The 13190-nt window shown below is 65.1% G+C and carries 6 protein-coding genes and 1 pseudogene; 5 read left to right on the top strand and 2 right to left on the bottom strand.

What is annotated here, in order from left to right:
- Together BM237_RS24355 and BM237_RS24350 are read right to left on the bottom strand one after the other, a co-directional pair.
- A pseudogene (locus tag BM237_RS24355) lies at positions 1 to 545 on the bottom strand (winged helix-turn-helix domain-containing protein); the annotation flags it as partial.
- A 60-nt stretch (positions 546 to 605) separates the two neighbouring features.
- Positions 606 to 974 (bottom strand): radical SAM protein, encoded by a 369-nt coding sequence (locus BM237_RS24350; RefSeq protein WP_093851867.1) that lies wholly within the window; start codon positions 972 to 974, stop codon positions 606 to 608.
- Positions 975 to 1272: 298 nt separating this feature from the next.
- Between BM237_RS24350 and BM237_RS24345 the strand changes: the two genes are divergently transcribed.
- The 5 genes from BM237_RS24345 to dpdH all read left to right on the top strand — a co-directional run bounded on the left by BM237_RS24345 (position 1273) and on the right by dpdH (position 13189).
- Positions 1273 to 2607, top strand: coding sequence for an NsdA family TPR-like regulatory protein (locus BM237_RS24345; protein WP_093851866.1), 1335 nt, complete (start codon positions 1273 to 1275; stop codon positions 2605 to 2607).
- Positions 2608 to 3344: 737 nt separating this feature from the next.
- Complete coding sequence (gene dpdE / locus BM237_RS24340; protein WP_342746254.1) at positions 3345 to 6683, top strand: protein DpdE; 3339 nt, start codon at positions 3345 to 3347, stop codon at positions 6681 to 6683.
- Complete coding sequence (gene dpdF / locus BM237_RS24335; protein ID WP_093851864.1) at positions 6683 to 9277, top strand: protein DpdF; 2595 nt, start codon at positions 6683 to 6685, stop codon at positions 9275 to 9277. Before dpdE ends, dpdF begins: the two co-directional genes overlap by 1 nt.
- Positions 9277 to 10143, top strand: a complete 867-nt coding sequence (gene dpdG, locus BM237_RS24330; protein WP_093851863.1) for a protein DpdG — start codon at positions 9277 to 9279, stop codon at positions 10141 to 10143. The genes dpdF and dpdG overlap by 1 nt, the downstream gene beginning before the upstream one ends.
- A complete protein-coding gene (dpdH, locus tag BM237_RS24325) occupies positions 10136 to 13189 on the top strand; it encodes a protein DpdH (RefSeq protein WP_093851862.1) in 3054 nt (1017 codons plus the stop codon). The genes dpdG and dpdH overlap by 8 nt, the downstream gene beginning before the upstream one ends.
- The last annotated feature ends 1 nt before the right edge of the window (position 13190 follow it).

Below are 13190 nucleotides of genomic sequence, written 5' to 3'. Positions count from 1 at the left end.
CGGCGTCATGGAGAAACCGGCTTCGTCCTCGAAGACGAGCCAGGCTCCATGGGCCGCCGCTGCTCTTCCGCGCAGGGCCACGTCTCCTTCACCCATCCGGTGACGGCGTCGTCGTCGCGCTCCATCGCGCGCCGGGCCGGCACCTGGCAGGACCAGCCATTGCGCACCAGCAACTTGCGCACGCCCTGGATCGTGTAGGTGAGGTGGAAGCGCCGCCCGATCACCGTCTTGACCCTGGCCAGGGTCCAGCGCTGGTCCTCCCAGCCGTGCGCGGCCGGCCCCTTGGCCAGCTCCCTCTCCAAGATGGCGAACTGCTCCTGGCTCAGTCGCGGCAGCGAGGCCGGCCCCTGCGAGCGCAGCGCCCGCGGGCCACCCTCGGCCCAGGCCCGGCGCCACCGCTGCACCGACCGCGCACTGACCCGCAGCTCACGGGCGATCGCCGCGTTCGTCTCGCCCCGGGCGAACTCCTCGGCCGCCTGGAACCGTAAATCCTCGCGGAACTGCTGCCGTTCGGCGGTCAGACCGCCGCCTTGCGGATACCTCATCCCACCGGCATACCGCAGGGATCAAGAACCGTCAGCCCTCACGACACCACCAGTTCAACCTCAGTAGTAGGAGGTGGCCAGCGCCAGGCCCTTGCGCCGGAAGATCTCCCAGCACTCCTGGGAGACGTGCACGAGGTTGCTGTAGACCTCCACCTCCAGACCGACGTTCAGCGCGTGGTCCACCAGGGCCGTGAAGTCGGGGTGCATGGTCGGCTCACCACCGATGAACTGCACCCTGCGCACCCCGTAGGCCGCGGCCTGGTCCAGAACGCCGACCCAGTCCTCACGGGTCATGGTGCCGTGCGATCCGCTCGGGCCGGAGGAGTTGTAGCAGTGCCCGCAGGCGAGCTGGCACTTCCGCGTCAGGTCCAGCCACAGAAGCCGGGTGGTGGCTTTCCGGGCCGGCGGAGTCTTGACGATCACTGTCACCGGTGTTCCCTCTCTTGTCGGGGGGATGCTGTCTGCCGGCCGGTGCCTTGTGCCGCTTGGATGCTGATTCCGAACTGGCTTTGCAAGCAGCCGAGTTGGATCTGGGTGCCGTCGGCAGCCGTGGCCGGACCCGCGTCACGGCGGACTGCGCGACGGATTCCCTCCGCACGCTGGACTTCGGTACCGACCACTTCCGTGCTCACGGATACGTAACCGTGTGATTACTCTGGGCGGTACCGTGGGTGGAGCGGCAGCGCGTGAAACCCATGAAAGATCGCGTGGATGCGGGGGAGTGGACATGGGAGCCAGGAAGCCGAACGAGGGCCTGCGGCGTGTCCTGACCGAGAGCCAGTGGTCGCAGTCCCAACTCGCCTTGGCGGTCAACCGCGTCGGGGCGGAGGCCGGGGTGCCGCTGCGGTACGACGAGTCGGCTGTGTCCCACTGGCTGAGTGGCACCAGGCCGCGCAAGGCCGTACGGCCCTTCATCCGTGAGGCCCTGTCACGCCGACTGCGCAGGCCGGTCACGCTGGCCGAGATCGGTCTGGAGGCCGAGGAGGCGGGCACCGGCGCGGATACCGTGGAAGGACTGATGACCCTCGGGAGGACGGACATGGACCCATCCCGCAGGAGCGTGCTGGGCGTCGGCCTCTTCTCCGTGGCGCTGACCGTCCCCGGCTGGCAGGACGTGGTGGGCCGGATGGAGGCGGTGCGGGCCGGCCGCACTGTGCGCATCGGGCGGCCGGAGGTGGACATGGTGGTCGCCATGACCGAGCGCATCAGCGAACTGGACGACCAGTTCGGCGGCCGTCACGCCCGGCCCATGGCCGCCTCGTTCATCGTCAACACCGTCTCGGCGTACCTGCGCGCCGACGCCCCCGAGCCCGTGCGCAAGGACATGTTCTCGGCCGCCTCCGACCTGTGCTATCTGACCGGCTACATGGCCGTGGACGAGGGCCTGCAAGGGCTGGCGCAGCAGTACTACCTCAAGGCCCTGGAGCTGGCCGGCGCGGCCGAGGACCACCTGACCTACTGCACCACGCTGCGCGGCATGAGCGTCCAGGCCGTCGACCTCGGCCACGGGCCGGAGGCCCTGCGCCTGGCCGACGCGGCAGCCGCGGCCTCCCCCCAGGCCGGACCACGCATGCGCGCCTTCCTCGCCGGCCAGCAGGCCCACGCCGCCGCCCAGACCGGCGACCGCCGCACCGCACTGGCCCACCTGCGCGACGCGGAGACGGCGATGGAGAAAGCCGAATCACGAGCCGGGGTCTCAGGCCGGTACGACCCCGCCGCGCTCGCGGATCACACGAGCCAGGTGCGGTACGAGATCGGAGACATCGGCGGGGCGGTCAGAGCCAAGGCGGAGTCCAACAGGCTCCGGCAGCCCACGCAGCGCAGAAGCCGGGTGCGGAACCTGGCGATCGCCGCCGAGAGGCAGATGCGGCTCGGTCACCTCGAAGAGGCCTCCGCGACCTGGCACTCGGCCCTGGACGACTACCCGCACGTCCAGAGCGGACGGGTGGACGACCGCATCCGCACCATGGTCGCCCTGATCCGCCCCCACCTCCGCAACCGCACCGCCCGCGACCTCCACGACCGCGCAAGGACGCTGGCCCCATCAGTCCTCCGTGCCTGAGAGATCACCGAGGCGACAAACCAGACCCTGCCACTCGATCCCAGCCTCCTGCTGCACGTCGTAGTCACGCGCGGAGAAAAGTCGAACATAACCACTGTCAACCATCAACTGGAACCGAAGCGTCAAGCCTCCACCGACTCCGGAACGATTCAGGGTGCCGCCTCAGCGGGAATACAGGAGGTCTTCCAGCGTTGCTGCTTCAGGGAGAGGGTCAGTGCTGCGATTGACGTCATTCGATTCGTTTGCGCCATGTTCTGTGGAAGATCCACCAAGACTTCAGTCGGGCGACTCCACTCGGCCAGGGCCCACGCTCCCTCTGCCTCTGGTTGACGGACTGCTGGGCGAACGTCAGTTCGTCTCTCGTAGGGCGTCTAGACAGTGTGGTCACGCACGCGCCGGTACCGATGTAGGCGCGATCGGAGAGGGGCGGCGCTCCTCTCGGCGATCGCAGTTCCTGATGATTCGGTGGGCGTGGGCCGAGGTCAGGTCGTGACAGCCTCCAGTAGGACCGGAGACAGCCCATGGCACCTCGCCACAGTGACGAGACGGCTCGCCTCCCCTATCATCCGTTGCGCGTTACATTTGCGAGGTGTCACTGCATCCACTCTTCATAGACGGCGCATCCTCAAGTGTTCAATAGTTAGAGAAATTGTGATAGTGAAAGATGTGCTGCTGTAGCGCCGGGGGGCGCTGCGCCCTGGGGAGGGGCGACCTGCACATCTGGTGGGGGTAAAATCGTGAGGCAGGGCCGCGTGAGTAGCGCAAGACAACTCGGCGCATTTGTCCGGATACCAGAGGGCCCGGGGATCGGCAAGGTCGGACAGGTGGATGCGGGGCGCGTCCGCGTTGACTACTTCGAGTCGCCGGCCGCGACGATCGCACAGTCGCAGTGGGTGGCGGATCACCTGGTTCACTCGGTCCTTCTGGAGCGCGAGGAGCGCATCTGGTGGAGGAGTCCGGATGGCCTATGGAACGCAGGTCGAGTGATACAGGCGGAACCCGTCCAGCGTTCCTACATTGTGCGGTTCCCTAATGTGGACTACGATCTACCTGCTCGTGAGGAGCATCTCTACGTGCGGTGGGATCGCCCTGTGTTGGACCCTGCAGCGGATCTGACAGTCCGCGGCGGCAGTACGACGCCATACCGGGACGCAAGGCTCCCGATTCTCAAAAACCTCGTCCGGCAGCGTGGCGCCTGCGCTGGCATGAGCACGTTTCTGTCGTCGACGGTGGAGATTTTTCCGCACCAGGTGAACGCCGCGCTCACGGTCCTCTCTGACCCGGTCCAGCGGTACCTCTTGGCCGATGAGGTCGGCCTCGGGAAGACGATCGAGGCAGGGTACGTCGTGCGCCAGATCCTCATCGACAATCCCGAGGCATGCGTGGTGGTGGTCTCGCCGGCCGCTCTTCGGCGACAATGGCTGTCCGAACTCAAGGACAAGTTCCACATTGGGGACTTCCCTGATGCGACGATCGTCGTGACCAGCCATGAGACCCCCGATAAGTGGGCTGGATGCAGGCAGGCTGACCTCGTCGTTGTGGACGAGGCCCACGCACTGGTGCAGGCAGGTCCGGATGAGACGCCTTACAAGGAGTTGTGCGAACTCGCGCACTCGGCCAAGCGGCTGCTGCTGCTGTCTGCCACTCCCGTGACGTCCGGATACCTGACGAACCTCGGTCTGCTTCACCTGCTCGACAAAGATCTCTACTCGTGGGAGCGGCGCCAGGACTTCGAGGACCGCTACCGCATGCGCGAGGAACTGGCCAACTCGGTCTACTCTCTGGACCCGGAGTATACGTATATCATCCGGGACTCCATCGAGGAGATCCGAGCGCAGGTTCCCTCCAGTGATGTCCGTCTGGCTCAGCTCGCGGACAAGGTCCTCGGCATGCTTGACGAGGAGGACGAGCTGATCAACCCCGATGCGCAGGATGAGTTTGCCCGTCAAGTCATTGAGTTGCGCGCTCACATCAGTGAGACGTACCGGATCCACCGCCGAGTGATTCGCAATCGGCGTGAAGCGGTGCTGCAAGAGGGCAGCGGCCCGGACGCCGAGGCACTCCCCTATGAGGTGCGCGGCCGTCAGCGCCCCGGACTCATCCACTCGCACTCAACGGTCGTAGAGGCCGGGGGCGCATTCGTGATGCGCTGGTGGAGCACGGTGCGTGAGCATCTGGAGAACGAGGGGATGAGCGATCATCTCTCGCAATTCGCCATGCCCTTGGCGATTCTCACCTCACGGGCACTCGCGCTTCCCTACGACGCCATCGATGCGCTCCGGTGGCGGGTGATTGGTGACACCGGCGCTGGCGAACGTGCCGGGCTCTCACCGCGGGAGAGGGAAATGCTCGCCAGCGTGCCGGTGGCTGCTTGTGAGAAGGCTGTGCTGGCCGAGGCCGAGGAAGACTGGCCCGCGGGGGGCGAGCCGAGCGAGGAGAACCTGAAGCACGTCATCCGGGCGCTTCTTCCCGTGATGCGTAAGGCAAAGCGCACCGTCATCTTCTGTGGACCCGGTCGGCTGGCTGACGCGCTCGCAGGCAGGTTGCGCCGTGACTTTCCGAAGGTAGTGACTGCCCAGCACACGCGTACGCTGGGCGCGGCCATGGCGGCAACCGAGATCTCTCGGTGGGCCTACCACATGCCCGGGCAGTCGGTGCTCCTGGCCGACGACACGGCCGAAGACGGTCTGAACCTGCAGGCAGCCGACTGCGTCGTGCATCTGAGGCTTCCCTGGTCGCCCAACCAACTGGAACAGCGTCTGGGCCGTGTCGACCGCTACCCGGGCTTGGCTTTGCCCGGAGCCACTGGTCCCGCGCCCCAGTTCCGACTGGCCGAGGACAACGGCCCCGACGGCTCCTTTACGGAGGCATGGGCCACCCTACTCGGGGATGCTTACAAGGTCTTCGACGGTTCCGTCTCCACCCTCCAGGACGCCATAGCCCAGTCAGTCAAGAGTGTATGGACCGGGGCGGTTGAGGACGGACCGGAAGGGCTTGTGGCACAGCAGCAGGACGTGCTTGCCCGGCTCGGCAAGGAGCGCGACGAGATCCGCAAGATGGACCTTCTGGAATCCATCCACGTGTCGTCGCAGCGTCTGCGCAGCGTTCCGGCCGCGCTGACTGAAGTCGAGCGTGACTGGTCCGACATGGAAGGGGCGCTCCTGGCTTACACGGACACTGCTGGAGGAGGGATCAAGCTGTCTTCCCTCGATCGTTCCATCGAGGGATCCCCGGCTCGGCGCTTTCTGATCAACAACGGTTCGAGCCGTCCACTTCTTGCTCCCCGTCACTGGGAGCGGATCAAGGATCGTATCCCGGACGACGAGATCGCTCATGCGATGTTCAACCGGTCGCGTGCGCTGCGCAGTCGGGACGCACGGCTGTTCCGCGTCGGTAATCCCCTGGTGGACATGCTGTCCGATGCCGTCCTCAATGACAATCTCGGGCAGAGTGCCGCCTTCAGGCGGATCGACCAGGGTATGCCGCCGGGGCACGGGCCGCAGCCGTATTTCGGTTTCGATTTTCTCATCGAGGCGGACACCTCTGCCGCACTGGAGTACGTCCAAGACAGCACGGACGCGGCAAAGGCTCTGCGCCGCCAGGCGGATCGGATCTTCCCTCCTGTCATCAGGCGCGTCTGGATCGAGTCGGGCACGAACCAGCCCGTGACCTTGGGCGGCCAGTTGGCCTTTTTGAATCGTCGCTACGACAAGAGCAAGGGTGACCGCAACTACAACAGCCAGCGCGTCTCGGAGTTGTTTGAGGTGTTCGGAGGCCAGGAGCACGCAGCCACGTACGTCCGTGACGCACAGCAGGCAGCGCTGAGGTTCCTGCACCAGCACACAGATCTCGCGGCAGTTTGCCAGGACGCCCAGCAGAAGACGCTGGAGGTTTCCGCAGTTTTGCACTCGCAGGCCCAGGCTCGGCAGGCCGCTGGCCGGCTGCTGCGCGATACCGAAAGCCTGGTCACCGATGCGAAGGTGCTGACTTCGCTCGCCGAGGGGCTGTCGCAGCCGGTTGTCCGCGTCGTGGCGGCTGCCTGTCTGGTCCGCCGCGGATTGGAAACGGCCTACTGATGTCTGACGACACATGGGTGAGCGCTCAGCACCTTCTCAATCAGTGGCCCGAAGTGAAGCCGGACGTACTGGCCAAAGGCGTTCTACGCCGTCTGGCAGATGCCCTGGCTGGGATAGACAACGGCAACACCGGCTGGCTGGACATCGTCTCGCTGACTCGGCAACTGCTGTTGCATCACCAGGCACTGGGCCGGGCAGGCCGATTTTCGGTGCCGTTGCGAGAGGGTCTGCCCACCGTCGATCAGTGGCGAGCGGGCGGTTGCGACGTGGTGGTAGACGGGAGCCGCGCGCTGGTGCGGGGCCAGGAGTGGGCTCCGGTCGAGGGTGACAAACCTGCGCACGAGGCAGGTCTGGCGCAGGTCCGTGAAGCAGTCCTGGGCGAGGACTCCGGCCTGGCCCGAGTTCTGCAAGCTGAGCCGGCCGATCCGTTTTGGACGGACATCCTCGGCTACGAGCACTACTTTTCCAAAGGGCAGCGTCAGGCAGCTCGCGCGGTAGCCCTGATGCCGCCGGGTGAGACCCTCCTGGTCTGCCTGCCTACCGGCCACGGTAAGACACCGGTGGCACTCGCCGGGGCGATGCTAGCCCACCGACGCAGCGGCGTGTCCGTGATGGTGGTGCCCACCGTGGTCTTGGCTATCGACATGGAGCGGCGTGTCCGTGAGTTGCTGAGCAAGCGTGATCCCGGCGCTCAGCACAAGCGGTACGCCTACTTCGGGGAGTTGGGCGAGGCTGACAAGGAGCAGATGCGATCGGACATTTCAGCGGGGCGGCAGGCACTGGTGATCGCTTCGCCGGAGGCCGTGGTCGCTGGCCTGAGCAAAGCCCTGCGCGACGCCGCCCAGGACGGGCACCTGAACTTCGTCATCCTGGACGAGGCACACCTCGTCGAGCAGTGGGGCAACGAGTTCCGTTCAGGGTTTCAGAGTCTCGCCGCCCCGCACCGGTCTTGGCGCGAGGTCGCGCCCCACGGGCATGCCCCCAGGACGGTCGCGATGAGTGCCACGCTCACCGAGCAACAGGTGACGACGCTGCGTGACCTGTTCGGTTCCCGCGAAGGTACCCACGTGGTCTGGTCCTCCGAACTACGCAGTGAACCTGCCTACTTCTTGGATGCCTTCGACTCGGACGAGGCGCGCTCCCAAGCAGTGCTCCGGGCTGTTGCACGTCTCCCGAAACCGATGGTGCTGTATGCGACCCAGAAAAAGCATGCCACCGAGTGGGCCCATGCGCTGCGCGCCGCAGGGATGCAGCGCGTCGCCGTCGTGCACGGAGACATCAACGATGCGGGGCGCCGCCGCGCGCTTGAGGGCTGGTCGGGCCGCACGAGCCATGGCGCTGTCGCGACCGAGTACGACGTCGTCGTCGGCACCTCCGCCTTCGGGTTGGGCGTCGACCTCGACGACGTCCGCAGTGTTGTGCACGCCTGCGTGCCCGAGACCGTGGACCGCTACTACCAGGAGGTCGGACGAGGCGGCCGTGACGGCAGTCCCTCACTCGCCTACCTGGCGTCGACACCTGGCGACCAGGCCACAGCCCAGTCCCTGAACGAGCAGAAGATCCTCATGGCGGACACCGCATGGGGGCGATGGCGGGCGATGTTCACCAAGGGGCACCACCTGCACGCAAACCGCTACTTGCTCGACTTGACCGTGCGGCCACCGCGGATGCCTGTGGGGTACGCCACGCACAAGGACTGGAACATTCGCCTGCTCAATATGATGGATCGCATCGGGCTGATCCGTGTCTTCCCTCCCACGCCCCCGATGCGGGAGCCCGGCGAAGACGCCCCGGCCTGGCAGGCGCGGATCACTGCATTCTACGAAATTGCCCGAGACCGGATCGAGATCGAATTGGTGGAGGGGCAGACCAACAATCCAGAGTACTTCCGCGTCGCCTACGAGCGCATCCGATCGAGCGTCAAGGAGGCCCAGCGCAACTCTCTGCGCGCGATGCTGACGGTCTTGCGTCACGAGCGGTGCATTGCCGACACTCTGGCCGAGTACTACTCGATCACAGGAAGCAACGGTGGGCGTCACTACACCATGGCAGCCTGCCGTGGCTGTCCTGCGTGCCGGCGTCAGGGACTTCCGCGTGAAGGAGTGGCGTCTCACTATCGCAGGCCGCTCTCGCCGGATCCGGCCGCTGTTGAGTGGCCCCCGCGCGACAGTCCTCTGGCCCACCTGCACCCCCAGACCTCGCACCTCAGCATCTATTGGCACGACCCTGCGGAGCGCAAAGAGAACTTGCTGCCTGTGCTGGTGAAACTGGCACGGTCGGGTGTCTGTCACTTCGCCGGCCCTGGCCTCGACGCGGAACTGGCCCGGCAGATACAGGAGCAGGCACCAGGTCATCCGGTGGTCGTCGATCATGGCAGCAGCCTGATGGGCAGTGACACCCGGGCCACCGTCGTCTGGGTTGCCGATGAGGCGACGTCGCTCCTCCCGGAAGAACTCCGCTACCGGCTTGAGGACGGGGACCCTCTCTATCTCCTGCTGCCTTGGCAGGTACAGGATCCGACCAGGCCCGGGGTTCCCTTTGTGACCACCCACCCGTCGTTGAATATCCAGCACGCGAGGAGCGAGTTCAGGTAATGGCATTGCTCAACACGCCCGTACCGTATCCCGGCGAGATCTGGGTGGTGGTGCGCTTCCTCGCCTCGCAATCCGGGCCGGTGGCTTACGACACGCTGCGCGCCTTCCTTGAACCGCACAGCCGCGAATCAAAGAAGCTCACCACGGTCCATTACGCCCTCACCACATTGCGGTCACTGGGTCTCGCTGAGGAAAGCGTTGACGGTCAGGACTGGGTTTTGGCGGGTGATCTTGCGGCCCTCACTTGGGACGACTATGCCGCCTTCCAGCGCGGCCTGCGCTCCGCCGTGTTGGGCCTGCGCGGACACCAACCGGCCGAGACCGCCGATGACCTGCGGCGGGCTCTTGTATGGAGTCTAACCCGCGACCCGTTCTCGGAGTCCTTCAATTGGACCGTGGTGGACAGTCAGCACCAAAGGGACGCGCCTGACGGGGAGTTGGTCTTTGTAAACGACACTCGATGGTCACCGTTCACGACGTGGGCGACATCCCTCGGCTTGGGAGCCTCGGCACCCCACCTCGCCCAACGCTACATTCCGGACTGCACACTCGCCGTGCGACAGGTGTTGGAAGAGCACCTGCCACCTGGTGCTCCTGCGGATGCCCTGGATGTCCTGCGCCTGCTGCGCGAACACCTTCCTGTCCTTCCCGGCGGAGCCATCTCCAACAGTTTGGGCTACGGGCTTGCGGACGACCGGACTGCCGGCGCGGCACTCTCCTTCGCCCTGATGCGAGGTGAGTACGAGAAGTGGCTCGTCCTGAGCAGCGACTCCGACGCGAAACAACCGATCAAGGTGCAGGACCCAGAGCAGTCGTCCATGCGCCTTTGCTCCGTCATCGCCCGACAGGAGGCCGCCCATGTCTGACTTCCATCGCTTCGTCTGCTGGGACGTGGAGAACGTAACTTCCACGATCCAGACGGAGGCGGTCGTCTCCTCGCCTGCCGTCTTCCTCTCCACGCACACACGGTTGGGCATTCAGCGTTGCCGGATTAATGGCCGATCGTTCAGCAGCACGGGTGAGAGCGTCACAGAAGAGGATGTCCGGGACGACTTCCTCAACCGGCGCACGAACACCGGGACGCTGCTGCTGCCGGTGGTCGGTGAATCAGGATCCGGCAAGTCCCATCTGGTGCGCTGGGTAAAAGAGAAGATCAAGCACTCCGACGACCGAAAGATCATCTATCTCGAGAAGTCCAAGACAAGTCTGCGGCATGTGATCGACTCTCTCCTCGACGGGGTCGAGGACGAAGAGATCGAACAGATCCGCAAGGATATCCGGCACGTCACCGGGGCCTTCACCGCCGCCTCATTGGCGCGCCGTCTCATCACCCAGTTGAGCGTCACACTTGCCGACCTCAGCAAGGACGCGGTCTCTGGGAAGAAGCGCCAACTCGTCGGGCCACGAGGCATCTCCCTGCTCCTGCAGGATCCACTTCTACAGGAGCAGATGCTGGAGCCCGACAACTTCATTCCCCGGTTCGCCGAGCATTTCCTCAGCGACCGGGAGTCCGGTGAGGAACGCCCTCCACGCTTCTCTCTCGGCGACCTCCCCTTGAGCCCTGACGCCATCGCCGGCGACATGGCGGCTCCTACGCGGCAGATCTTCGGCATAGTGATGTCCAGGCCCGAACTGCAAGTGCTGGCTGTGGAGCTGCTCAACGACCACTGGGACAAGGCCGTCCAGGAACTATCGTCGCTTGGAGGCGGTCGTCTCCTGGGAGCGATGCAGAAGGTGCGCGAAATCTACGCTCGCCAGGGCAAGGAGATCATCCTCCTGGTGGAGGATTTCGCCCTCATCCAAGGTGTCCAGGGAGATCTGCTCGACGCGATCACTGAGACGTCGCAGCGGGACGGAAAGACGGCTCTCGCGCCCATGCGCACCCTCATGGCGATCACGAGCGGATATTTCCACGACCTTCCAGAGACCGCAGCCACCAGGATCAGTACGTCCACCGGAGGATTCGTCTACAACCTGGACATCGTTCTGGGAGAGAGCAAGACGGGGATAGAGGAAATCGCCAGGTTCGTCGCGAAGTACCTCAATGCCGCACGAGTGGGGCGTGATGCACTGGAGCGCGCTGGCGGCGAATTGGTCCCCAACAGGTGCGACGACTGCACGGTAAAGATCCTTTGTCATGGTTCTTTCGGTGCATCCGTCGACGGGTTCGGCCTCTACCCCTTCAACCGTGCGGCGCTGACGCGTGTCGTTCACAGCGTGGCTCCGCGAGAGAACCCCTACGCGTTCATCCCGCGCACCGTTCTCGGCAATGGAGTCATCCCGATCCTGAACGACGCCTACGGGTCGATCAGGAAGGGCCAGTTCCCGAGCACCTTCTTCCAGGAGAACTACAAGGCCGTCAAGGGCGTCGACAAGGCACTGCCCAACAGCGTCAGCGAAGACGTCGAGGCACGCGACCCTGTGAACGCCAAGCGGCGGCGCAAGGCGCTGGAGTTCTGGGCTGATGCCCCCGCCCAGCTGGTGAACCTGCTACAGGGCATCGGCGAGGCATTCTCCCTTCCAGAGTTGGACGTAGAAGGGCGAGGTGCCGGTCCCGTCCGCACCCTGCCCGCCAGAGAGGCCACCCAGCCTGCGATCACGCTCGTCGATGCGCCGCAGACACCACGGGTTCCTCCCGCTCTCCAGCGCAAACTCGATGTGGTGGAAGACTGGGCGGCCAGCGGATCACGCCTTACCACCGAGGTGGCGAACATCGTCCGCACCATGCTCTCCCGATCGGTTCACTACAGGGAGGACTGGCTGACGCCTCCCATCAAGCCGATCGGAGTCGGCGACGCAGAAGGAGCCGGCTGGACCGTCAAAGCCAACACAGTCTCAATCGAGGACGCCAGTGCTGAGGCGCTAAATAAGAGCGCAGCAATCACCCTAGAGCGCAATCCCCGCAACGGCGAGTTCTTCAAGAGTCTGGTCAGGGTTCACGCCCAGGATGCCGACGGGATGCGGCCGCAAGACGTCGTCAGACTCGCCAGCTCCGCAGAGAAACATCGAGCGGCCCTGCGTGAACGGGTCGCGCTCAACGCTGAACACACCGACGGGGACCTGGTCGCCGGACTGCGCGTATCTCTGCTCGGGGCTGCCCTCGCCGGGCAGGTTGTCCCGGGTATGCCGATCGATGCCCTCTATGCCGCCGCCTTTGACAAGGGGAAGGCATGGGCTCGGCCGGACAGTTCGTCGCGCACCGAGACATGGATGAAGCGGCTTGAGACACACCTGCAGCATCGCGCCGGTCTTGTGGAGGCACTGCTGAATTGTCTGGGACTCGGCCAGGGTGCCACGGGTGCCGTCCACGTCATTGACGCGGCACGTGCCGTTGCCCTCGTGAAGGAGGCCGCACAGAAGTGGGACTTGTCGAGCCTTGAACTGCCGAAGTGGGCCAAGGAGGCCGCACACCCCCTTCGCGCCGGATGGGACGTTGCGGTACGCGGTCAACTGCAAGAGTTGACCACCCTCGTCCACGAGATCCGAGAACGCTTTCCCAAGTCGAGCGGTCCCGGTGACCGCCTCGTCCAGCAGGTTGCCACGGCCCTGCAGATGGCCAACGCCGAAGGCATCACAGGACCCCAAGGGCCTGAGCTGGAGATGCGGGCTGTAGCCGTCGCGGAAGCCGACTGGAACACGGTATCCGTGCTGGAGAAGGAACTAGTCCGCGCCAGGGAGGATCAGTCGACCGACAACCTCCTGGCTGTGGCGGCCACACTACGCTCACCACATCTGCAGGAGATGCGCGCCTACCTGAAGACCGCCGACGCCTTGCTCGACACCGCTCTCGCGGCAGCGCGGATGCAGACCCAGAACGCGGTCAGCGATGCTGCGGACCAGTTGACAGGTCTGCTCGTGGAGTGGCAGCAGGCCGTAGATGACGCCACACCCCAAGCGGAGGCAGGTGAATGAG

Source organism: Streptomyces mangrovi, from assembly GCF_900114215.1.
In the GTDB taxonomy this organism is placed as follows: domain Bacteria; phylum Actinomycetota; class Actinomycetes; order Streptomycetales; family Streptomycetaceae; genus Streptomyces; species Streptomyces barkulensis.
This window is presented reverse-complemented; position numbering and strand designations above follow the sequence as displayed.